The sequence below is a fragment of the Paraburkholderia sp. CI2 genome (genome assembly GCF_014201055.1).
GTDB classification, from domain to species: Bacteria; Pseudomonadota; Gammaproteobacteria; order Burkholderiales; family Burkholderiaceae; genus Paraburkholderia; species Paraburkholderia tuberum.
In genome coordinates, this window is sequence record NZ_JACHDL010000002.1 from 110,497 (window position 1) to 133,578 (window position 23,082).

A 23,082-nucleotide genomic window follows, 5' to 3' on the forward strand; every position below is an offset into this window, starting at 1 on the left:
CGCGGCCATCACGCCGCACGCTCGAACCTTCAACGCTTCGCGGTGACGGCGATCTGCGTGCCGTCGGTCAGCGTCAGCGTTTTCGTCGTGCCGTTGACCGGCATCGTGAAACGCACGATCTGACTCACGCGCATATCGTTCGGACACTTGAGCGTCTTGCCGCCGCTCGTCACGGTTTTCACGCCATGCGGCGTCTGCGCCTGGAAGCTCAGCTGGACGGCCGCGGTGCCGTCGCTCGACACCACCGGCGCGAAGCGGATCTGCGTCTGGCGGATCATCGCGCCATTCTCGTCGACCGGCAGCGACGCATAGTCCGGGCATGCGTCCGTCGCGGCCACCGGACCGCCGGGCGGCACGGTCTTCCACGTGAAGTCGTCCGATTCGCCCGAGCGGATCGTGCGGGTCTCCTGGGAATTGCCGAACTGTTTCGACGTGACGCGAACGGTGTAGCGGATCGGACCGTCGAGCGCGGCCTTGTTGGTCACCGTGATCGGCGTGGCTGCGCGAGCAGCCGGCACGAGCGCGCAGGCGAGAGAAGCGACAACGGAAACGGCGGAGAGTTTGAAGCTGAAGCTCATACTGTCACCTCCTTGTTGTGCCGCTGCGCGCTCGCGTCGACGCGACTGCCTGTGCACTGTTCGCGCACTGCCGAGGGCCGGCCGGTTCATACCGGTTGGCCTCGCCGCAAGACACGCAACCGTTTTGGCATGCTGCGTCGTCAGTCTAACGCCAAGCGCGCTGCCGCGCGTGTCGTGTCGGCCCGGGTGTTAACCCGCTTGCGGCGACGCGCTTTCTGCGCGTCGATTTCATCTCAGAAGCCGGTCAGCACCAGCTTGCCGATCGCGCGTCCTGCTTCGAGCAACCCATGCGCGCGACGCAGATTCTCCGCGTTGATGCGGCCGAGGTCCTGGCCGAGCGTCGTGCGCAACGTGCCGGCATCGACGAGCCGCGCGACCTCGGTCAGCAGCTTGTGCTGCTCGATCATGTCGGTCGTGCCGAACATCGAGCGGGTGAACATGAACTCCCAGTGAAACGCGGCGCTCTTCGCCTTCAGCAATTCGACGGGCACGGCGGCGCTGTTCTCGACGATCGTGCAGACGCCGCCTTGCGGCTTGATCAGTTGCGCGGCGGCCGGGAAATTACGGTCGGTGTCGTTGAAGATCAGCACGTAGTCGACCTGCTCGATGCCGATCTCCTTCATCTGCGCGGGCACGTCGCCGAAATGATCGACGATGTGATCCGCGCCGAGCTCCCGTGCCCATTTCGCCGATTCGGGCCGCGACGCGGTCGCGATCACCTGCAGCTTGCCGAGCTGCTTCGCGAGCTGGATGCCGATCGAGCCGACCCCGCCCGCGCCGCCGAAAATCAGCACCGTACGGCCTGCGTCGGCGCCCTGCGGCGATACGCCGAGGCGATCGAACAATGCTTCCCACGCAGTGATCGCGGTCAGTGGCAGCGCGGCCGCGTGCGTGAAATCGAGCGACGCCGGCTTGTGCCCGACGATCCGTTCGTCCACCAGATGAAACTCGCTGTTGGCCCCCGGCCGGGTAATGCTGCCCGCATAGAACACCGGATCGCCGACCTTGAACAGCGTGACCTCGGGCCCGGCCGCGACGACGGTGCCTGCCGCATCCCAGCCGAGCACGCGCGGCGTCTTCTCGAGCGTGTCTTTCGGCGCGCGCACCTTGGTGTCGACCGGGTTCACGGAAATGGCTTCGACCTTGACCAGCAGATCGCGGCCGGTCGCTTCGGGTTGCGGGATCTCGACGTCGACGAGCGCTTCGGCGTGATCGATGGGCAGATAACGGTAGAGTCCGACGGCTTTCATGGCTGCTCCTTGTGGGTTCGGTTGATGTGCACGCATGACTCGTATCGTAGGATGGTTCTTATTCTGATAAAACAGCCATAATCACTGAATCATTTTTTGGTATTTCAGAATAATGGACGATTCAAGCCCGGCCGGCCGGTCCGTGCCCAGCGAACGCGAACGGCTCGATCTGCTCGACGTCGCGTTGTTCGTGCGTGCCGCGCTGCTCGCCAACGTGTCGGCGGCCGGGCGCGAGTTCGGTTTGTCGGCGGCGGTCGCGAGCGCGCGGATCGCACAACTCGAAAAAATCCTCGGCGCGCGTTTGTTGCATCGGACCACGCGCCGCATCAGCCTCACCCAGGACGGTGAAGTGTTCATGACGCGCGCCGCGGCGCTGCTCGACGCGGCTGCCGCCGCGCGCGCATCGGTCGGCCGCGCGCAGGCCGAGCCGCAGGGACGGCTGCGCGTGTCGATGCCGTCGTCGTTCGGGCGTCAGCATGTGTCGCCGGTGATCAGCGAGTTTCTGCGCCGCTATCCGGGGGTCAGCGTCGATCTGCGCCTGACCGATCAGGTGGTCGATCTGGTCGACGCGGGAATCGATGTCGCGATTCGCGTCGGCGTGCTGAAGGATTCGTCGCTGGTCGCGCGGCGGCTCGCGGTCAACCGCCGCGTGCTGTGCGCGGCCCCCGCCTATCTGGCCGCGCGCGGCACGCCGCATCATCCGTCGGATCTCGCGCGGCACGAGTGCATCATCCTGTCGGCGCAGCGCGACTGGCGCTTCGTGACGCCCGCCGGTCCCCTCGACGTGCGCGTGAGCGGCCGCCTCGTCACCGACAACGGCGAGGTGATTCGCGACGCGCTGCTCGCGGGCTTCGGCATCGCGCTGAAATCGACATGGGACGTGGCGCCCTATCTGCGCAGCGGCAAACTCGTCAGCGTGCTCGACAGCTATCCTCTCGCGGACGACGTCGCGATCTGGGCCGTGTATCCAAGCCGCGCGTTCCTGCCGCCGAAGACGCTCGCCTTCATCGACTTCGTCGCCGCGCATTTTGGCGATCCGCCGCACTGGGATCGCGAGCCGGTTGGCCTGGCGGGCGCGTAGGCGGCGCGATGCCCGCTACGCCGCGTCAGCGCTTGCCGCCCTTTGCGCCGCCCTGCTTGCGATCCGAGTTCACATCGGCATGCGCGTCGTTCTGCGTGCGTTGCTGATACTCGCCGCCGCCGCGGCGGTCGGTATCCTGCTGCCCATGCTCGATGTCGTCATGCGCCTGCTTGCCGACATGGCGCGGCTCGTCCTCGTGCTGCGACTCGGGATGCTGGTCGGCTTCATGCGGCAGCGGCGCCGCGGCTTCCTGCAACGACTTCGGATCCTTGTTCGCGTGCGGGTCGGCTTGCGGGTCGCCATCGGTCGATTGCGGCTGGGTCTTCATTGCATTGCTCCTTCGCGAAGCGCGTTCGCGCGCCAAGTACGCACGGCGAATTCGCGGGTTGGATTCAGCCCCCCGGACGAGCGCTCATCACGCGACGCCCAGACGCTTTTTCATCGCCGCGGTGATGCGCTGACGCGTCTTTGCGTAGTCGGCCCACGGGTCGTTTCTGAGGCCGTCCACACGCTCGTGGACATTGCGGATGCCCCATTGATCGCCGCTCGTCGTGCTCTCCAGTTCGTCCCACGCGAGCGGCACCGACACCCCGAGCCCCGGCCGCGCGCGCGCCGAGAATGCGGCCACCGTGCTCGAGCCACGGTTGTTGCGCAGATAGTCGATGAAAATCTTTTTCTTGCGATTCTGCGCGCCCATCTTGGCGCTGAAGTACTGCGGCAGCGTCGTCGCCATGTGCTGCGCGACCGCCTGCGAGAAATCCTTCACTTCGTCCCAGCCGGCCTGCTTCGCGAGCGGCACGACCACGTGCAAGCCCTTGCCGCCGCTCGTCTTGCAGAACGACTTCAGGCCCAGTTCGTCGAGCAGCGAGCGGGTCAGTTGCGCGGCCTCGACCATGCGTTCCCAGCCGAGCGATGGGTCCGGGTCGAGATCGAACACCATGCGATCGGGCTTTTCGATATTCGACGCGACCGCATTCCACGTATGAAACTCGACGGTGCCCATCTGCGCGGCGCCGACCAGCGCGGCAAGCGTGTCGATCGTGATCAGCGGAGGATGGCCCGGATCGAGTCCCTCGTGCTGCGTGACGTGCGGAATCGACAGCTTCTGGCTGTGCTTCTGGAAGAACAGCTCACCGCCGATATCCTCGGGCGCGCGCACCAGCGCGACGGGCCGCTCGCGCAGATGCGGCAGCATCCATTCGGCGATTGATTCGTAGTACTGCACCAGTTCGAGTTTGCTTGCGCCGCTGTCTTTGTCGATCACGCGATCGGGATGCGAGATGCGCACGCCGGCGATTTCGCTCTGTGCACGCGAGCGTGTTGCCGTGGTTCGAGCGGGCGCGCTTTCCTTGGCGGCGGGCCTGGCGGCACTGGCGGTCTTGCTGGTTGCGCGCTTTTTCGGCGCGCCTGTTTGCGGCGTATCGGCGCTGGCGGTTTCGGTTTGCTGTTGCACGTCGACTCCTTGTCGGGCGGTTTCCCTGACGATCTGGCGGGCCGGCTTGTCGTCGCGCAGGCTGACGAACGACGCCTGGCGCACGATGCCGTCGCCCGTCCATTCGGCGAAGTTGCATTCGGCAACGAGCACCGGCTCGACCCAATGCACGGGCGTGCGGCTGCGCTCGCGCGGTGTGCTCGCGAACGGCATGCGCTTGCTCGCGTGCGCGTCGAGCGCATGTTTGACCGAGCGCAGCAGCGCGGCGTCGAAGCCGGTGCCGACGCGGCCTGCGTACTGCAGCCGGCCATCGGCGTCGTAGACGCCGAGCAGCAGCGCGCCGAACGCCGCGCGGCTGCCGCCCGGCTCCGAATAGCCGCCGATCACGAACTCCTGGCGGCGCCGGCACTTCAGCTTGATCCACGACGGCGAGCGGCCCGACACATAGCTGCTGTCGCGCCGCTTGCCGATGATGCCTTCGAGCGCCATGTCGCACGCGCTCTTGAGCAACTCGTCGGCGCTGAACGCGAAGTCGTTCGAAAAGCGCAGCACGCGATCGTCGACGCCTTCGAGCAGCGCCCGCAAAATCGCGCGGCGCCGTTCGAGCGGCACGTCGCGCAGGTCGTAGCCGTTCAGAAACGGCAGATCGAACAGATAGATCACGATGTCCTGTGGGCGATGCGCATCGAACGCGTTTTGCAGCAACTGGAAGTTCGGCACGTCGCGTTCATCGAGCACGACCGCTTCGCCGTCGAGCCACGCGCTTTGCACATCGAGTGCCGCGAGCGCCTCGATCTGCTTGCTGAACTTTGCGGTCCAATCGTTGCCGTTGCGCGTGAAAACGCTGACGGCACCGCCCTTCGCTTTCGAGGCGTGGTCGATGCGCGCGAGCACGCGGTAGCCGTCGAACTTGATTTCGTAGAGCCAGTCATCGCCTGGCGGCGCGCTGTCGACGAGCGTCGCCAGCTCCGGCTTCAGGCTCGCGGGCAAGGCGGCTTTGACCGCGCCTTCGATCGACGGCGATGCGGCGAGTTCGCGTAGCGACTGCGCGCTGCGCGTCGCGAAGATGTCGGGGCGTTTGGGATCGGCTGCGCGGCGCGAGGATGCGGATTTCGCCGGCTTGCCCGCGCTCGTGGCCTTGCCGTCGCGCGAGGTTTTCGTCTGCGCTTTCGATTGCTTCGTTTTCCTGCCTTTCGAAGCCCCGTCGGCCAGCACGCTGCCCGGCAGCTTCTTCAGCACGTCGTAGTCGCTTTCGTCGCGCGCTTCCTCGTCGCGCTCCTTGATCAGCAGCCATTGCTCCTTGTCGCCGCTGCCGCGCATGTGGCTCCGTACGAGCGTCCAGCCGCCATGCAGCTTCTCGCCGTGCAAATGAAACTTGAGCTTGCCGGCCGCGTACGACCGCGCGGCTTCGGCCGCGCCGCCCGCCGGCTCCCACGTGCCGCGATCCCACACGATCACGGTTCCCGCGCCGTAGTTGCCGGGCGGAATCTCGCCCTCGAAGGTACCGTATTCGACCGGATGGTCCTCGACGTGCACCGCGAGCCGCTTGACCGACGGGTCGAGGCTCGGCCCCTTCGGAACCGCCCACGACAGCAGCGCGCCGTTCAGTTCGAGCCGGAAGTCGTAGTGCAGACGCCGCGCGTCGTGCTCCTGGATCACGTAGGAGAGCGTATCGGGCGCGGCACGCGTCGCGCGCTTGCCGGTCTTGCTCGCGGCGCGCTCGCGGGTCGTCGCGCCGGCCGGCTCCGGCGTGTCCTCGAAGCGGCGCTTGCGATGATAGTGGTCGAGCCGGTCGTTCATGGCGATGACTCCGGTGCGTTTGGTGCCATAGACGGCTCGGCCGCGCGCTCAGGCCGCCGCGCGCCGTTTGCGGGACGTTGCGGTGGTTTTCGACGTCGCGCGCCCGCTGCCGCCGCTACCGCTGCGACCGCGCGCCGTGCTCGCCGCGCGCGGCTTTTTGCGCGCGGGCGCGGCCGCCTCTTCATCGGACTCGGCCTCGTTATCGCTCTGATCCTCGTCCTCGTCGGCGGCGCGCTTGCGGCCCGTGGTGGCCTGCTTGCCCTTGCCGCGGCCAAGACTGCGGCGCAGCAGATCGGACAGGTCGAGAATGTCGGCGGACTTGCGCGACTCGTGCGGCGTTTCGACCTCGACGACCTCCTCGGTCTTGCCCGCCTGGATCTTGCGCTCGACGAGCGCCATGATGTCGTCGCGAAACGTATCGTGATACTGCATCGGGTCCCACGGCTCGCTCATGTCGTCGATCAGCTTTTTCGCCATGTCGAGTTCTTTCGCCGACACGCCGGCGGCCTTCATGCCTTCGGGCGGCACGTTGAATTCGTCGAAATTGCGCACCTCGTCGGCCCAGCGCAGTGTGTTCAGCGCGAGCATCGGACCGAGCGGAATCAGCGCCGCCAGATGCTGCTTGTTGTGCAGCACGACACTCGCGACGCCGATCTTGCCCGACGCCGTCATCGCCTCGCGCAATAGCGCATAGACCTTTTCACCCTTGCGGTCGGGCGTCAGGAAATACGGCGTATCGAGATAGAGAAACGAGATGTCGGGGGCGTCGACGAACGCGAGGATGTCGACCGTCTGCGTCGACTCGGGGTTCGCCGAGCGGATTTCGTCGTCCGACAGCACGACGTAGCGATCCTTCTCGTACTCGAAGCCGCGCACGATGTTGTCGCGGGTCACGTCCTTGCCGGTCCGCTTGTTGATCTGCTTGTAGCCGATCGGATCGATCGTGCGCTTGTCGAGCAGATTGAAGCCGACCTTCTCCGACTGCGTCGCCGGATAAAGCTGCACCGGTACGTGGACGAGCCCGAAACTGATTGCGCCCTTCCAGATCATGTGTGCCATCGCGCGCTCCCTGTCCCATGGCCCTGAGATATCAGGCGAAGCAGTAAGCGTGCCCGCGTTTCGGCGCGCTCGACACTGCTGCCACGCGTAAAGCAGGAGCGGTTCGGCTCGGCGGCGTGCTGTCATGGGGTTGTAAGTCTTGCGACGAGGCGGCAAAACCTACGGTTTTCCTGGTGCGCGCGGTCTACGCGGCGCCCGCATCAAGGCTCGAGCAGGACCGGTACCGACGCAAACCCGCGAAATCGCACGCGACCGCCCCGCGTCGGCTCACCATCGACGCGATACGCCGGGAAGCGCTGCACGAAGCGCCCGATCGCAATCCGCGCCTCCAGCCGCGCCAGCGACAGACCCGCGCACTGATGAATCCCGAACCCGAACGCGAGATGCCGGTTCGGGTCGCGGCAAATATCGAAGCGGTCCGGCTCGGCAAACTGCTCGGGATCGCGATTGGCCGCGCCGATGCACAGCGTGACCGGCGTGCCGCGCGCGAGCGCGACGCCGCCGATCTCGGTATCGACGGTGGCCATGCGATTGCCGAGCTGGTTCGAACTCTCGAAGCGCAAGCACTCCTCGACCGCGGTGCCGATCAACTCCCGCTCGCGCAGCAGCGCGGCACGCTCGTCAGGCCACTCGCTCAGCGTGACGAGCCCGTTGCCGATCAGGTTGGTGGTCGTTTCGTGCCCGGCGTTCAGGATGAAAATGCAGTTCTGCAGCAGTTCGGCTTCAGATAGCTGCTCGTCCGGCCCCTCTCCCTGGATCAGCCGCGTCAGCACGTCGTGCTGCGGATCGCCCGGCTCGCGGCGGCGTCGTGCGACGAGGCCGCGCAGATACTCGACGAATTCGCTGACCGCGCGATTGCCGCGCTCGAACTGCGCGTCGGTCAGCGACGGCTCGAGCGCGCCCAGTATCGCGAGCGACCAGTCGCGCAACGGCGCGCGTTCATCGTGCGGCACCTCGAGCAGATTGCCGATGACCTCGACCGGAATCGCCGACGCGAATTCGCCGATCAGATCGATACGCCCGCGCTGCGCGGCCGCATCGAGCAGGCCGTCGACGAGCCGGATCAGGGCGGGCTCCATCGCCGCGATCGCGCGCGCGGTCAGCGCGCCGGCGATCAGCTTGCGCACCCGCGTATGGCGCGGCGGATCGTTGAACACGAGACTCGTGGTGTGATGCGCGTAGAGGAGAGAGTCGCCGTATTTCGGGCGGAACTCGACGGTCTTGTCGGAGCTGAACGTCTTGGGGTCGCGGTAGACCGCCTGCACGTCGCGAAAGCGCGTCAGGAACAGCGAGCCGTCGGGCATGCGCCGGATTGGCTCATAGCTGCGCAGTGCGTGATAGACCGGATAGGGATCGGCGTAGAACGCCGGGCTCAGATGACGCAGATCGAAGTCGCGGGCAAGGGAGGATGCCTCGCTGGCGGTTGCCGGGGTCATGCGTTGTCTCCGTGGGGCGTCTTGTTGCGCCCGTGTGGGGTGGTGGGTTCGTGTGACCGTATTCGTTCGGCCTGCTCCGTTACGGCGATGCGCCGATCGCCGGCTTCAGCCAACGCGACGACTGCATCACATGATTCGATGCGCCAGTATGAACCGCACGCCGCCGGAGCGCACGGCAAGCCCGGCAAAGCCGCCTGCGACGGGCCAACGCACAGAACCGATACAATAGCGCGATCTTCCGCGCGCCACGCGCCTCCTTCTTCCCGCGTCACCGGTCGTCCATGAACCTCGTCATTCAAAGCGTCGCCCCCCTTTCCGCCGACCACCACAAAACGCTCGTCGCGCTCGCACGCGGCTCGCACGCCGCCGTGATCGACGAGCACGCGATTCGCATCGCCGGCGCGAACCTCGCGCAACGCGCCGACGTCGAAGCGTATTGCTATGCGCATCGACTCGACTACGCGTTTGTCGAAACCGGCCGCCAGTTGAGCGACTTCGGCCTCGTCGCGATGGACATGGATTCGACGCTGATCACGATCGAGTGCATCGACGAAATCGCCGATTTCTGCGGGCTCAAAGCCGAAGTCGCGGCGATCACCGAGGCTGCGATGCGCGGTGAGATCACGGACTTCAACGAGAGCCTGATTCGTCGGGTCGCGCTGCTGAAAGGGCTCGACGCCAGCGCGCTCGAGCGCGTGTACGAGGAGCGGCTGCGGTTGTCGCCTGGCGCCGAACGCATGCTGGCCGGCGCGAAACAGGCGGGCCTGAAAACGCTGCTCGTGTCGGGCGGCTTCACGTTCTTCACCGCGAAGCTGAAGACGCGCCTTGGGCTCGATTTCACGCGCGCGAACACGCTTGAAATCATCGACGGCAAGCTGACCGGCAATGTGATGGGCGAGATCGTCAATGCCGACGTGAAAGCGCGCACGCTGCGCGAAACCTGCGCGACGCTCGGCATCGAACCGTCGCGCGCAATTGCGATGGGCGACGGCTCGAACGACCTGAAAATGATGGCCGAAGCGGGACTCTCCGTTGCATTCCGGGCGAAGCCGGTGGTGCGGGAAGCAGCCAGCGTGTCGTTCAATTTCGTTGGACTGGACGGTTTGCTGCGGTTGGTTTGAGGCTGGCGCTCGAGGGATTCGTCATCGCTCGCGTCGGCACAACGACCGACGCGCTAGCGAGCCGCGCGAACCGTTGCGTTATCTGTTGAAAATGGCCGGCAGGAACAGCGCGAACATGCCGATGGAAATCAGGATGCTGAAGATCAACACGCCCTTCATGATGCGATCGTGATTTTTGCCTATTTCCAATGACAGGATAAATTGTTTCATAAGCTCCTCCACAAGACAGAACAAGTATAAGAGCTGCACTATCCAATAAAACTAATTGAGGTAAATGTGCAGGGCCGCGGATAGAAGAAGCGCCGCCAGGCAGGTCATGAAAATTGACGTGCCTATCGCCCCACGCGATAGCGCGCCAACCACGGACTCGGTCTGCCGGTGATCGATAGCGGTGCCGAAGCCGTCCCGCCGCACCTTGAGTAAGCACGCCATCACGGCTATGGAACAGGCGAACGCCAACCCGCAGAACCCAACGATCCCCAACGCAAGCATCGACGTCTCCCCGCTGCCCTGCTCCAAGGCCATCACCGCCTCATAATCGCGGCGGCGCAAAGTCCGATCGCACACCAGAACAGTTGCCCGTCCTCGACCGACGCCGCAATCATCGTCCTGGCAACGCGCCAGCCATACGCGGGCGCGACGAGCGCGAGCGTAAAGATCGACCCGGCAATCGGCACCGCAAGGTTCAGCAACAGCCAGAAGAAAAGATTCATCCAAGCCCCTCCCCCGAGCGCCGCAACGTTATCCGGCAAGCACACGATCGTAGCGTCGCGCCGCGGCATCGAACATTCGGCCGAACGGTCGGGTCTGCCTGATACTCAGGGCAACAAAAAAGCCCGCCGGGAACACATCCCGGCGGGCTTCTCGAACAACGTGTCGAACAGGGCTAACGCGTGTTAAGCCAGCTTGGCCAGGCTCTGCTCGATATCCGCACGCAGGTCCGCCTCGTCTTCCAGACCGATATAGAAGCGCACCAACGTGCCGCGACGCGGCCACTGCGCCGCAGTGCGCATCGACGCGATGTCGTACGGCATCGCGAGGCTATGCGCGCCGCCCCAGCTCCAGCCGAGCGAAAACAGTTCGAGCGACTCGCAAAACGTGTCGATCCGCGCCGCGCTGTACCGTTCGTCGAACACCACCGAAAACAGTCCGCCCGCGCCGCTGAAATCGCGCTTGTACACTTCGTGCCCCGGACAGTCACCGAGCGCCGGATGCAACACCGCGACGATTTCCGGCCGGCTCTTCAACCACGTCGCGAGCGACAGCGCCACGCGATCGTGCTGCGCGAAACGCAATTGCATGCTCGGCAGGCTGCGCAGGATCAGCGAGCAGTCGTCCGAGGACACGCCGATGCCCATGCGCATGCGCGCCGCCTTCAGCTTCACATGCACGTCGCGGTCGACCGTGATCGTCGCGCCCATCAGCACGTCGCCGCCGCCCGACTGGTATTTGGTCAGCGCCTGCACCGAGATGTCGACGCCGTGGTCGAACGGCCGGAACGCGAGGCCCGCGGACCACGTGTTGTCGATCGCGGTGACGACCTTGCGCGCGCGCGCCGCCGCCGTGATGGCCGGCACGTCGGGCACTTCCATCGTCACCGAGCCGGGCGCCTCGATCCAGATCAGGCGCGTGTTCGGCTGGATCAGACTGGCGATGCCGGCGCCGATCAGCGGATCGTAGTAGCGCGCCGTGATACCGAAATCGCGCGCGAGCCAGTCGCCGTGGTCGCGGTTCGGCGAGTACACATTATCGGGAATCAGCACGTCGTCGCCGGCCTTCACGAGGCCGAAGTAGACGTTCGAGATCGACGACAGCCCCGACGGCTGCAGCAGCGCATGATTGCCGCCCTCGATCGCGGCGAGGCGCTGAGCGAGCGCGATCTGCGTCGGCGTCGCATGCAGGCCGTAGCGCCATTGCGCGTCGTTTTTCCAGTCGAGCGCGCGCATCGCGGCGAGGTCGGGAAACACCACCGTCGACGCGCGCGTGACGGGCGTCGAGAACGATTCGAAGCCCGGCGTGATCTGGTCCTCGGCACGCACGATGCGGGTCTGCAGGCCATGTTTGAATTTGGATTCAGTCATGTGAAGCTCGGTGAAAAACATAGTGAAGCGAGCCTGAAGCAACGGCCGCGCTGCGCGATTCCGGATGCCCGGCGCGCGTGCGCATCAGTAGCCCGTTTGCAGGTTGCTGACGCCGCCCACTGGGTGCCCGCCGGCAGCGGGTGCCGGCGCGGGAACCGCCGCTGCGCCGTTGGCCGCGGCCGGTTGCGGTGAGGGGGCTGCAGGCCTCGTCGCCGCACCGCCGGCCGAACCGGCCAGCGGCACCGCCTGCCCTGCCGCCAGCGGCTTCAGGTTGAATTCCTGCGGGTTCGAATCGTCGACGTTCATGCGGTCGCCTTCGAGCGAGCCGTCCGCCGCGAACTTGCCAACCCAGTTGCCGGTGATATGCGTGCCGTCGTTCGATTCCTCGACTTCGAGCGTATCGCCGTCGCGATCGCCGGCGATCAGAATCACCTCGCCGCTATCGGTGTACTGATACTCGCCGTGCACGCCAGATGGATCGTCGGTCTTGGGCCCGAGCCGCAGCACGATCGGCCGCGCGCCGAGCGTGCCCACGTAGCGCGGAAACTTCGCGAACTCGGGGCTCGGTTTCAGCGGCAGCTGGATCGGCGGCGGCGCGGCCAGTGCCTTGACCGCATCGCTTTGCGCCCACGCCTGCGACGGCATCCACAGCACCGTGCCCGTGCACAACAGCGCGGCGGCACTCACCACCACGCCGGCGCGCCGGCGCAAGGCGCGCGTTGCCGAACCCTTCGTCACTTTCGCTTCCTGCATCCCGTCGATCCTTGTTGCTGGTTCCTGCTTGCTACCTATGTCGCGCCGGCCTGCCGTGCGCGCTCACAGACGCTCGAAAACCGCCGCGATCCCCTGGCCGCCGCCGATGCACATCGTGACGAGCGCATAGCGCCCGCCGATGCGCTGCAGCTCGTACAGCGCCTTCACGGTAATCAGCGCGCCGGTCGCGCCGATCGGATGGCCGAGCGAAATGCCCGAGCCGTTCGGATTGACCTTGGCCGGATCGAAGCCGAGCTCCTTGCTGACCGCGCAGGCCTGCGCGGCGAATGCCTCGTTGGCCTCGATCACGTCGAGATCGGCGACCGTGAGACCCGCCCGCTCGAGCGCCTTGCGGCTCGCCGGCACCGGCCCGATGCCCATATACGCCGGATCGACGCCCGCATGCGCGTACGACACGAGCCGCGCCAACGGCTTCACGCCGCGCCGCTCGGCGACGCTACGCTCCATCAGTACGACGGCCGCGGCCGCGTCATTGATGCCCGACGCGTTGCCCGCCGTCACCGTGCCGTTTTCCTTCGCGAACACCGGCTTCAACTTCGCGAAGTCGTCCGCCGTTGCGTTCAGCCTCGCGTGCTCGTCCGTGTCGAACACGACGTCGCCCTTCTTCGACGCAATCGTGATCGGCAGAATCTGTTCCTTGAAGTAGCCGCTCGTGATCGCGTGGGCCGCGCGACGATGCGACTCGAGCGCGAGCGCGTCCTGCGCGTCGCGCGAGATCTCGTACTTGCGCGCGACGTTCTCGGCGGTCACGCCCATGTGGATCGACTGGAAAGGATCGTTGAGCGCGCCGACCATCATGTCGACCAGACGCGCGTCGCCCATGCGCTGTCCGAAGCGCGCGGCCGGCATCGAGTAAGGCGCGCGGCTCATGTTTTCAGCGCCGCCGCCGATCGCGATATCGGCATCGCCGAGCAGCACGCTTTGCGCGGCCGAGACGATGGCCTGCAAGCCCGAGCCGCACAGCCGGTTCACGGTCAGCGCGGGTGTATGCTGCGCGACCCCGCCGTTGATCGCGGCGACGCGCGCGAGATACATGTCTTTCGGCTCGGTGTGCACGACGTTGCCGAACACGACGTGTCCGACTTCGTCGCCCGACACGCTCGCGCGCTCGAGCACTTCGCGCACCACGCGCGCGCCGAGATCGGTCGGCGCGAAATCCTTCAGGCTGCCGCCGAACGTGCCGATTGCCGTGCGCACACCACTTACCACCACTACGTCCCGTTGCATCGCTTGTCCCTCCTGTTGTCTCTCCAGTCTGCCTGGATGATTGCACCAGCGCGGGCCATGCTGCGCCGCGCGCGGCTTACGTAAAACCTAGTTCGCCAGCCGCCGCTCGACTGTCTCGCGCGACGGAATCGGCGCGACCGCGCCATAACCTTGCGTGGACAGCGCGGCGGCAACGTTCGCGTAGCGCGCGGCGGCAAATGGATCGTCGCCCGCGACGATGCGCGCGATGAAGGCGCCGCCGAAACAGTCGCCGGCGCCGGTTGCATCGACCGCGTCGACGACGTGACCCGGCACGACGCGCCGCTCGTTCGGCGTCGCGATATACGAGCCGTCCTTGCCGAGCTTCAGCGCGACCACGCCCGACCCATGCGACAGCAAAAAATCGACGATCTCGTCACGGCCGGTCAGCCCCGTCAGTTCGGTCACATCGTCCCAGCTCGGCAGGCAGATGTCAGTCTGGCGGATCGCCTCGAGCATCACCGCGCGCGCCCGCGCCAGCGGCCACAGCTTAAGACGCAGATTGGTGTCGAAGCTCACGCGCGCGCCATTCGCGCGCGCATGCGCGATCGCTTCGAGCGCGGCGTCGCAGGCGCTGACGCTGATCGCGAGACTGATGCCGGACAGATGGACGACCTTCGCCGCCGCGAGCGCGTCGCGCGGCAGATCGGCGGGTGCATAGCGGCTCGCCGCCGAGCCCGCGCGCAGATAGTCGAACGCGTGGCCGTTGGGGCCGTGAGACACGAAATAGACGCCGGTCGACGCTTGCGCATCGATGCGCACGAACGACGTGTCGACCTGCTCGCGCTCCCACAGATCGACCAGCAGGCGTCCGAAATGATCGGCGCCGACCGCCGACACGAAGCCGGTCCTCGCACCCTGGCGCGCGGCCGCGATGCAGAAGTTCGAGGTGTCGCCGCCGAAGCCTTGCAGGTAGTTCGGTTGATCCTTCGCCGACTGGTTGAATTCGATCATCGCCTCGCCGAGCGCGAGGATGTCCGGTGTGTGAGCTTCACGCTGTGCGGCCGCGCTGTGCGTCATCGCTTAGACCTCGCCCCACAAATCGTGGCCGTCCGCGCCGGTGATCTTCACCGACACGAAATCGCCGACCTTGTAGCGCTTCGACGCCTTGGCGGACGGCGCGATATAGACGACGCCGTCGATCTCCGGCGCATCCGCCGCGGTGCGGCCGATGCCGCCGTCCGCGTTGATTTCGTCGACGAGCACCTTCAGCGTCTTGCCGACCTTCCTCGCGATGCGCTTGGCCGACACCTGCTCGGCCACTTCCATGAAGCGCGCGCGACGTTCCTCACGCACTTCATCGGGCAGCGCGCCGTCGAGTTCGTTCGCGCTCGCGCCTTCGACCGGCGAATACGCGAAACAGCCGACGCGATCGAGTTCCGCCTCGCGGATGAAATCGAGCAGCGTCTCGAACTGCTCTTCGGTCTCGCCCGGAAAACCGGCGATGAACGTGCTGCGGATCGTCAGATCGGGGCAGATCTCGCGCCAGGCCTTGACGCGCTCCATCACCTTCCCGGCGTTGGCCGGGCGCTTCATGCGCTTCAGCACTTCCGGATGCGCGTGCTGGAACGGCACGTCGAGATACGGCAGCACGTGGCCCTTGTACGGACCCTCGGCCATCATCGGAATCACTTCGTCGACGCTCGGATACGGATACACGTAATGCAGGCGCACCCACGCACCATACTGCGCGGCGAGTTCGCCGAGCGCGGCGACCAGATCCGTCATGCGCGTCTTGATCGGCTTGCCGTTCCAGAAACCGGTGCGGTATTTGACGTCGACGCCATATGCGCTCGTGTCCTGCGAGATCACGAGCAGTTCCTTCACGCCGGACTTGAACAGGTTCTCCGCTTCGAGCATCACTTCCGCGACCGGGCGCGACACCAGATCGCCGCGCATCGACGGGATGATGCAGAACGTGCAGCGGTGATTGCAGCCTTCGGAAATCTTCAGGTACGCGTAGTGGCGCGGCGTGAGCTTGACGCCCGCGGCGGGCACCAGATCGACGAACGGATCGTGCGGCTTCGGCAGATGGCTGTGCACCGCCTGCATCACCTCGCCGAGCGCGTGCGGGCCGGTCACCGCGAGCACCTTCGGATGCACTTCCTCGATCAGCCCCGAGCCGCTCGCACTCTTCTTCGCACCGAGGCAACCGGTGACGATCACCTTGCCGTTTTCGTTGAGCGCTTCGCCGATCGCGTCGAGGCTTTCCTGCACGGCTTCGTCGATGAAGCCGCAGGTGTTGACGACCACGAGGTCCGCGCCGTCATAGGTGCCGGAGATTTCGTAGCCTTCGGCGCGCAACTGGGTGATGATCTGCTCGGAATCGACGAGGGCCTTGGGGCAGCCGAGAGAGACGAAGCCGACTTTCGGCGTGGCGCCCGGCACGGCCGGAGCGTTCGAGGGGGTGGAAGACATGGGGAACCGCTTGAAGACGTTAAACCCTGAATTGTAGCGGTTCGCCACCGCCACCGCTCGTAAGTCTTTGAATTCCAGTCTTCAAACGGGGATGGGTTCGGCAGGATCGGGTTGATTCAGCTCGCCATTTTCGTCGCTGGAAACGTGCTGACGCGTCGGCGCCGACGCGGCTCCGGCCGCCAGCGCCTGGCCGATTACCGTAAGAATTTCGTCAGAGTCCTGCACTCGCCGGATCGCCGCATGCAGTTCGGCGGCTTGCGGCCAGGTCCGCTGCAGGTAGCTGAGCCACTTCTTGACGCGGCCGTGCTCATGGGTCAGCGTGCCATGCGCCCGCAGCTTGTTCATGTAGCCGACGATCGAACCCAGCACCTGCTGCCATTCGTCGGCAGATGGACACGGGTCGAGGAGCCCGCGGATTCGCTGCGCGAGGAACGGATCCGACACGGCGCCGCGCCCGATCATCACGTCCGCGCAGCCGCTGACCGAGCGGCAACGCTGCCAGTCCCCCACCGTCCAGACTTCGCCGTTCGCGATGACGGGCACGTCGACGGCGTCGTCGATGCGCGCGATCCACTCCCAGTGCGCAGGCGGCCGATAGCGGTCGTCGCGCGTGCGCGCATGCACGACGAGCGAGGCCGCGCCGCCGTCCGCGAGCGCCTGCGCGCATTCGATCGCCCGCGACGTGTCGGACACGCCGAGGCGCATTTTTGCCGTCACCGCGATATCGGCAGGCACCGCGGCGCGCACGGCCGAGACGATCTGGTTCAGCAACTTCGGGTTCGCGAGCAGCATCGCGCCGCCGCCGTGCTGATTGACGACTTTGGCGGGACAGCCGAAGTTCAGGTCGATACCGTTGGGCGACAGCATGGCCGCGTACGCGGCATTGCGTGCCATCCACTCGGGATCGCTGCCGAGCAGCTGGATCACCATCGGCGTGCCACTGGCGGTCACGCTCGCGTGCAGGATTTCGGGCGCCTCGCGCTCGTAGACGCGGGTTGGCAGCAGCGAGCCTGTGATGCGGATGAACTCGGATACGCAGCCGTCGAAAGCGCCCGCGCTCGTCAGCACGTCGCGCAGCACATAGTCAGCGAGCCCTTCCATCGGGGCGAGAAACAGCCGGCTCATGAGCGGTGTGGGTGAACGGCGGGTCAGAGCAGAATGATCCGCGCGGCCTTCGCAACGGAAGACGCTGACGCGATCGGGGAGACGGTTTGAAACATAGGACGGGTCCAGCGGAAGAAACGGTAACGGCGCAAGCAGCGGTGTGCCAGCAGTGGACGCAACGGACATCGAGCCGCGGCCGGAATCCGGTTCCGACGGAACAGCGTCCCCCCGCGCGGGCCGCCATTGTAGCGCGTCGGCGGCTGCACTCCCGCGAGCTCGCCGCCATTCACTCCTTCACTTCTTCTCCGTCTCCGGATTGGCCTGCGGCGTGGCCGGCGCATTGCTCGCATTGCTCGCGTTGACCGCGCCGCCCGGCGTAAACGGGAACGTGGCGAACATGGTCTTCGCCTGATTCTGCATCTGCTCCTGCATCTGCACGAACATGTTCTTCGATTGCTCGATGTAGCTGGTCATCATGCCCTGCATCATCGGCGCCTGCATGTTCATGAACTGCGACCAGACTTCGGGGTTCATCGCCTTGCCTTCATAGAGATTCTTCGACTGGTCGGCAAGCTTCGCCTGAATGTCGATGAAGGCCTGGATGTTCTTTTCCAGATACGTGCCCATCATGCCTTGCATCGCATGACCGTAGAACCGGATGATCTGCGACAGCATCGACGACGAGAACATCGGCAGGCCGCCGCTCTCTTCTTCGAGAATGATCTGCAGCAGGATCGAGCGCGTCAGGTCCTCGTTGCTTTTGGCATCGATCACCTTGAAATCTTCCTGATCGAGCACGAGTTGCTTCACATCAGTCAGCGTGATGTAGGTACTCGTCTCGGTGTCGTAGAGCCGACGATTCGGATATTTCTTGATCAGTCGTTCGGCCGTTTTCTTTGTAGTAGTAGTCATGTAACGCCTTTAAGCTCGAGTTAAGCAAACGCGGAAACGGCGTCCGGGTTGTGCAACGGGATCCATTGCGCAGCCGGGACGCCGGCGAAACCATCTGAGCCGAAGCGCGCCGCCTTCCGGTCCGGCGCGCCGATGGCTCAGCCCATATGCAAGCCGCCGTTCAGCGAAAAATCGGCGCCCGTGGCGAAGCCCGATTCTTCCGACGCAAGCCACGCGACGATCGAGCCGATTTCGCCCGGCTGACCGAGGCGGCGCACCGGAATCGTCGCGACGATTTTTTCCAGCACGTCCGGGCGGATCGCCTTGACCATGTCGGTGCCGATGTAGCCCGGCGACACGGTGTTGACCGTCACGCCCTTGGTCGCGACTTCCTGCGCGAGCGACATCGTAAAGCCGTGAATGCCGGCCTTCGCGGTCGAATAATTGGTCTGGCCGAACTGGCCCTTCTGGCCGTTCACCGACGAAATGTTGATCACCCGGCCAAAGCCACGCTCGACCATGCCGTCGATCACCTGCTTGGTGACGTTGAACAGGCTGGTCAGATTGGTGTCGATCACCGCCGTCCAGTCTTCGTGCGTCATCTTGCGGAACACGACGTCGCGCGTGATGCCGGCATTGTTGACCAGCACGTCGATCTCGCCGACTTCGGCCTTGACCTTGTCGAATGCGTCCTTGGTCGATTGCCAGTCACCGACGTTACCCTCGGAGGCGACGAAGTCGTAGCCGAGTACCTTCTGCTCGTCGAGCCACTTCGCACGGCGCGGCGAATTCGGGCCGCAGCCGGCGATCACCCTGAAGCCTTCCTTGTGCAGACGCTGGCAGATGCTGGTGCCGATGCCGCCCATGCCGCCCGTTACGTACGCAATTCGCTGTGTCATAAACCACACTCCGTTATCGTTGTCGAGGCGCCTGCCGGCGGCCTCGTGCCTCGCCTGATGCTGGTTCGCGTTGCCGCCGGGCGACCGTCTGGCAACGCGCACTGCCGACACGAGTCACCTGTTGCAACGCGCCGCACCGCCAGTTGACGTGCGGCGCAGCCAGATGCCTGTGCTGGCGAAGACCGCGCGCGACCGGTCGCGAGTGCGCGCGGCGTACCCAGCGTACTTTAAACGCGCTCGACCGCGAGCGCGACACCCATGCCGCCGCCGATACACAGCGACGCCAGACCCTTCTTCGCATCGCGCTTCTGCATTTCGTGCAGCAGCGTGACGAGAATCCGGCAACCGGACGCGCCGATCGGGTGGCCGATCGCGATCGCGCCGCCGTTCACGTTGATCTTCGACGTGTCCCAGCCCATCTGCTTGTGCACGGCGAGCGCCTGCGCGGCAAACGCTTCGTTGATTTCCATCAGGTCGAGGTCGGCCGGCGTCCAGCCCGCGCGCTCGAGGCAACGGCGCGAAGACGGTACCGGGCCCATGCCCATCACCTTCGGATCGACACCCGCGTTCGCGTATGCCTTGATGCGCGCGAGCGGTGTGAGGCCGAGCGCTTCCGCTTTTTTCAGCGACATCACGAGCACCGCGGCTGCGCCGTCGTTCAGACCCGATGCGTTGGCCGCCGTGACCGTGCCTTCCTTCGAGAACGCCGGCTTCAGGCTCGCGAGTGATTCGGCCGTCACGCCATGACGCACGAATTCGTCGGTGGTGAAGCGCAGCGGCTCGCCCTTGCGTTGCGGAATCTCGACCGGCACGATTTCGTCGTTGAAGCGCCCCGACTTCTGCGCGGCTTCCGCCTTGTTCTGCGACAGCGCCGCGAACGCGTCCTGCTGTTCGCGCGTGATGCCGTGCTCCTGCGCGACGTTCTCGGCCGTCACGCCCATGTGGTACTGGTTGTAGACGTCCCACAGGCCGTCAACGATCATCGAGTCGATCAGCTTCGCGTCGCCCATGCGGAAACCGTCGCGCGAACCCGGCAGCACGTGCGGCGCGGCGCTCATGTTTTCCTGGCCGCCTGCCACGACGATGTCCGCGTCACCGGCGATGATCGCGTTGGCCGCGAGCATCACGGCCTTCAGACCTGAGCCGCAGACCTTGTTGATCGTCATGCCCGGCACGGCCGCCGGCAAACCCGCCTTGATCAGCGCCTGACGCGCGGGGTTCTGACCGGAGCCCGCCGTCAGCACCTGGCCCAGAATAACTTCGCTCACCTGTTCCGGCTTCACGCCTGCCCGTTCGAGCACGGCGCGCACCGCGACCGCGCCGAGTTCAGGTGCGGCAATCTTCGCCAGCGACCCACCAAACTTGCCCACTGCAGTACGAGCGGCCGATACGATCACAACATCAGTCATTTCCATATCCTCCGGGCATCCCGGCCAACTGCGCCACAGCCCGTTACGTTAAAAATTGCGTTGCAACTTGCGTTGCTCTCACGCCTTCATCAACCAGACGCTCATTCACCTGCCAAACACCTATGCACCGGCCGACTGCGCACTATGCCGACGTCGACAGCAATGCCGTCCGCGCGCGTCGAGCCTGTGCGTGAACCTACTCCCGTTGCCGCACGTAGCGGCCCGGCGCCGGCTCGATGACCGGGAATTCGTCGGAGCCCAAATTGGCGCGCGGCTTCACTTTCTTGCCGCCGTACTGATCGAGCCAGTCGGTCCATTCCGGCCACCAGCTGCCGGGCACTTCGGTCGCCGCGTCGAACCATTCGTCCGCGCGTTCGGGCAGCGTGTTCGCGTCGGTATCGAGCTTCCAGAAGCTGCGCTTTTTCTTCGCGGGCGGATTGATCACGCCGGCGATATGGCCCGACGCGCCGAGCACGAACTTTAGCGGCCCGGTGAGCAGCGGCGCCGACGCATATGCGGTTTGCCACGGCACGATATGGTCTTCGCGCGAACCGTAGATGAAGGTCGGCACGTCGATCTTCGACAGATCGATCGGCTCGCCGCAGGTGGTCAGCGCACCGGGCTCGCGCAGCTTGTTCTCGAGATACGTGTTGCGCAGATACCAGACGTACATCGGCCCAGGCAGACTGGTCGAGTCGCTGTTCCAGTACAGCAGGTCGAACGGTACCGGCGTGCGGCCCTTCAGGTAACTGTCGACGACGTAGTTCCACACGAGGTCGTTCGGGCGCAGGAACGAGAACGTGTTCGCGAACTCGACGCCGCGCATCAGTCCCGGCGGCGCGCCGTTCTTGCCGCCGATGCTCTGCTCGCGCATCTGCACGTGCGCCTCGTCGACGAACACGTCGAGCACGCCCGTGTCGGAGAAGTCGAGCATCGCGGTGAGCAGCGTCATCGACGCGGCCGGATGTTCGCCGCGCGCCGCAGCCACCGCGAGCGCGGTGGCGAGCATCGTGCCGCCGACGCAAAAGCCGAGCGTATTGATCTGCTCGCGGCCGCTGATCTTGCGCACGGTGTCGATCGAGGTGAGTACACCCTCGCCGATGTAGTCGTCCCACGTCTTGTGCGCGATGGACTGATCCGCGTTGCGCCACGAAATCAGGAACACCTGATGGCCCGAATCAAGCCCGTGCGCGACGAGCGAGTTTTCGGGTTGCAGGTCGAGAATGTAGTACTTGTTGATGCACGGCGGCACGATCAGGAGCGGCCGCTCGCGCACGGTCGCCGTGCGCGGCTTGTACTGGATCAGCTGCAGCAGATCGTTCTCGAACACGACCGAGCCTTCGGTGTTCGCGAGGTTCTCGCCGACCGCGAAACGCGATTCGTCGGTTTGGGAAATCTTGCCGCGCTGCATGTCGGCGAGCAGGTTCATCACGCCCTGGCGCAAGCTCTCGCCTTTACTGTCGAGCAGCGTTTTCTGCGCTTCGGGATTCAGCGCGAAGAAGTTGCTCGGCGAGGCCGCCGCGGTCCACTGCTGGACCGCGAAGCGAATGCGCTCGCGGGTTTTCGGCTGGGTGTCGAGCGCGTCGACCAGCTGCTGCAGATAGCGCGCGTTCAGCAGATACCACGCGGCGGTGAACGCGTAGGCGGGCGCCGCGCTCCAGGCGTCTGCGCTAAAGCGCCGGTCCTTGAGCTCGGGCGCCTTGATCGCCGACGTGGTGGCCTGCTGGATCAGCTCCATCGCCTCGCGCGAATAGTCGGTCTGCAGCTTCTGCAAACGCTCGGGCGGAATCGCGGCGGTGGGAATGCTCAGCCCCGGCAACGACGGCAACGCACCGGCGGCCAGCTTGCTGAAGTCGGGCATGCCGGGAAACGCCGGTATTTGCGGGAAGCCCGCCGTTATCTGTGCAAGGTCCGGCATCTGCGGCATTGAGGGCATCTGAAATGCCGTGCCACTGGGCTGCGCGCCGAACGAACGCCAGGCGTTCATCCAGGCGTCGAGAAATTGCTGCATGCCTGCGGCTGACGATGCACCGCTCGTACCGGCCTGCTGCGTCTGCTCCTTCGAGGAGTCGGTGCTGGGGGAAGCTGAGGAATGAGATGCTGCCATACCTGCTTTTGACCGGTAAGTCCTTGCGGACGGGTTGAGAGGCAGGTCCGTGCGCACGTGGCGATTGCTCGCGACTTCGTCACGCCCTGTCCCATGAACGACGAGGAGCTTAGAAGGAACATTCTTGCTCCCCATCACAAGGCATGTCAATGCTTGCTCCCGATTTTGCCGCAGTGCGATAGTTTTTTAATTATCGTTTTCCCTGTATGGCAAATCGCGCTTTAACGAATCAAATGAGGCCTGCCGCGGGTAAATCCGAAAAACTCCTAGGGCGCATGGCACTTAAGCATATTCATTCGTTCGGTCGCCCACACAGCCGGCGGGCGATTCGCGCTATCGGCGGGCCTTCCGGCGGCGCAACAAAAAATGCGTGTGAAGGCCGGGGAACGGGCCGTCA

Annotated in this window: 21 protein-coding genes; 2 read left to right on the top strand and 19 right to left on the bottom strand. The window is 65.3% G+C overall.

The window, feature by feature from the left end:
- Positions 1-29: 29 nt before the first annotated feature.
- Entirely contained in the window at positions 30-578 is a 549-nt protein-coding gene (locus HDG32_RS04260) for a DUF6013 family protein (protein WP_184063645.1), read from the bottom strand.
- 233 nt (positions 579-811) lie between these two features.
- Positions 812-1,828, bottom strand: coding sequence for a zinc-binding alcohol dehydrogenase family protein (locus tag HDG32_RS04265; protein WP_184063648.1), 1,017 nt, complete (start codon positions 1,826-1,828; stop codon positions 812-814).
- 112 nt (positions 1,829-1,940) lie between these two features.
- On the opposite strand from HDG32_RS04265, the gene HDG32_RS04270 reads away from it, so the two are divergent.
- On the top strand, positions 1,941-2,909 hold the full coding sequence (locus HDG32_RS04270) for a LysR family transcriptional regulator (RefSeq protein ID WP_184063651.1): 969 nt from the start codon (positions 1,941-1,943) through the stop codon (positions 2,907-2,909).
- 25 nt (positions 2,910-2,934) lie between these two features.
- Here HDG32_RS04270 and HDG32_RS04275 read toward each other — a convergent pair whose 3' ends face one another.
- The 4 genes from HDG32_RS04275 to HDG32_RS04290 all read right to left on the bottom strand — a co-directional run bounded on the left by HDG32_RS04275 (position 2,935) and on the right by HDG32_RS04290 (position 8,636).
- Entirely contained in the window at positions 2,935-3,237 is a 303-nt protein-coding gene (locus HDG32_RS04275) for a hypothetical protein (RefSeq protein WP_184063655.1), read from the bottom strand.
- 87 nt (positions 3,238-3,324) lie between these two features.
- Positions 3,325-6,141, bottom strand: a complete 2,817-nt coding sequence (ligD, locus tag HDG32_RS04280) for a DNA ligase D (RefSeq protein ID WP_184063658.1) — start codon at positions 6,139-6,141, stop codon at positions 3,325-3,327.
- 48 nt (positions 6,142-6,189) lie between these two features.
- Complete coding sequence (locus tag HDG32_RS04285; protein ID WP_184063660.1) at positions 6,190-7,200, bottom strand: Ku protein; 1,011 nt, start codon at positions 7,198-7,200, stop codon at positions 6,190-6,192.
- A gap of 200 nt (positions 7,201-7,400) precedes the next feature.
- A complete protein-coding gene (locus HDG32_RS04290; protein ID WP_184063662.1) occupies positions 7,401-8,636 on the bottom strand; it encodes a cytochrome P450 in 1,236 nt (411 codons plus the stop codon).
- A gap of 281 nt (positions 8,637-8,917) precedes the next feature.
- Here HDG32_RS04290 and serB point away from each other — a divergent pair, with 281 nt between their 5' ends.
- On the top strand, positions 8,918-9,757 hold the full coding sequence (gene serB / locus HDG32_RS04295) for a phosphoserine phosphatase SerB (RefSeq protein ID WP_184063664.1): 840 nt from the start codon (positions 8,918-8,920) through the stop codon (positions 9,755-9,757).
- Positions 9,758-9,835: 78 nt separating this feature from the next.
- On the opposite strand, the gene HDG32_RS36155 is transcribed toward serB, so the two are convergent.
- The 13 genes from HDG32_RS36155 to phaC all read right to left on the bottom strand — a co-directional run bounded on the left by HDG32_RS36155 (position 9,836) and on the right by phaC (position 22,589).
- Positions 9,836-9,967, bottom strand: coding sequence for a hypothetical protein (locus HDG32_RS36155; RefSeq protein WP_260321381.1), 132 nt, complete (start codon positions 9,965-9,967; stop codon positions 9,836-9,838).
- 51 nt (positions 9,968-10,018) lie between these two features.
- A complete protein-coding gene (locus HDG32_RS04300; RefSeq protein ID WP_184063666.1) occupies positions 10,019-10,282 on the bottom strand; it encodes a hypothetical protein in 264 nt (87 codons plus the stop codon).
- Entirely contained in the window at positions 10,282-10,470 is a 189-nt protein-coding gene (locus HDG32_RS04305) for a hypothetical protein (protein ID WP_184063668.1), read from the bottom strand. Before HDG32_RS04305 ends, HDG32_RS04300 begins: the two co-directional genes overlap by 1 nt.
- A 183-nt stretch (positions 10,471-10,653) precedes the next feature.
- The gene (locus tag HDG32_RS04310; protein WP_184063669.1) at positions 10,654-11,838 is read right to left on the bottom strand and encodes a cystathionine beta-lyase; all 1,185 of its coding nucleotides are present in this window, start codon (positions 11,836-11,838) and stop codon (positions 10,654-10,656) included.
- Between the two features lie 84 nt (positions 11,839-11,922).
- Complete coding sequence (locus HDG32_RS04315; RefSeq protein ID WP_184063671.1) at positions 11,923-12,591, bottom strand: hypothetical protein; 669 nt, start codon at positions 12,589-12,591, stop codon at positions 11,923-11,925.
- Positions 12,592-12,654: 63 nt separating this feature from the next.
- Entirely contained in the window at positions 12,655-13,839 is a 1,185-nt protein-coding gene (gene bktB, locus HDG32_RS04320) for a beta-ketothiolase BktB (RefSeq protein WP_184003465.1), read from the bottom strand.
- Between the two features lie 87 nt (positions 13,840-13,926).
- Complete coding sequence (locus tag HDG32_RS04325) at positions 13,927-14,877, bottom strand: sugar kinase (protein ID WP_184063674.1); 951 nt, start codon at positions 14,875-14,877, stop codon at positions 13,927-13,929.
- A 3-nt stretch (positions 14,878-14,880) separates the two neighbouring features.
- Positions 14,881-16,275 (bottom strand): 30S ribosomal protein S12 methylthiotransferase RimO, encoded by a 1,395-nt coding sequence (gene rimO, locus HDG32_RS04330; protein WP_184043864.1) that lies wholly within the window; start codon positions 16,273-16,275, stop codon positions 14,881-14,883.
- An 81-nt stretch (positions 16,276-16,356) separates the two neighbouring features.
- Positions 16,357-17,400, bottom strand: coding sequence for a tRNA-dihydrouridine synthase (locus HDG32_RS04335; RefSeq protein ID WP_184063677.1), 1,044 nt, complete (start codon positions 17,398-17,400; stop codon positions 16,357-16,359).
- A 273-nt stretch (positions 17,401-17,673) separates the two neighbouring features.
- The gene (gene phaR, locus HDG32_RS04340; RefSeq protein WP_184028813.1) at positions 17,674-18,291 is read right to left on the bottom strand and encodes a polyhydroxyalkanoate synthesis repressor PhaR; all 618 of its coding nucleotides are present in this window, start codon (positions 18,289-18,291) and stop codon (positions 17,674-17,676) included.
- A gap of 137 nt (positions 18,292-18,428) precedes the next feature.
- The gene (locus tag HDG32_RS04345) at positions 18,429-19,169 is read right to left on the bottom strand and encodes a 3-ketoacyl-ACP reductase (RefSeq protein ID WP_184003457.1); all 741 of its coding nucleotides are present in this window, start codon (positions 19,167-19,169) and stop codon (positions 18,429-18,431) included.
- Between the two features lie 227 nt (positions 19,170-19,396).
- Complete coding sequence (locus tag HDG32_RS04350; RefSeq protein WP_184063680.1) at positions 19,397-20,578, bottom strand: acetyl-CoA C-acetyltransferase; 1,182 nt, start codon at positions 20,576-20,578, stop codon at positions 19,397-19,399.
- 196 nt (positions 20,579-20,774) lie between these two features.
- Positions 20,775-22,589 carry a class I poly(R)-hydroxyalkanoic acid synthase gene (gene phaC, locus HDG32_RS04355; protein WP_184064175.1) on the bottom strand — a complete coding sequence of 605 codons (1,815 nt, stop codon included), beginning with the start codon at positions 22,587-22,589 and terminating at the stop codon, positions 20,775-20,777.
- Positions 22,590-23,082 lie beyond the last annotated feature (493 nt).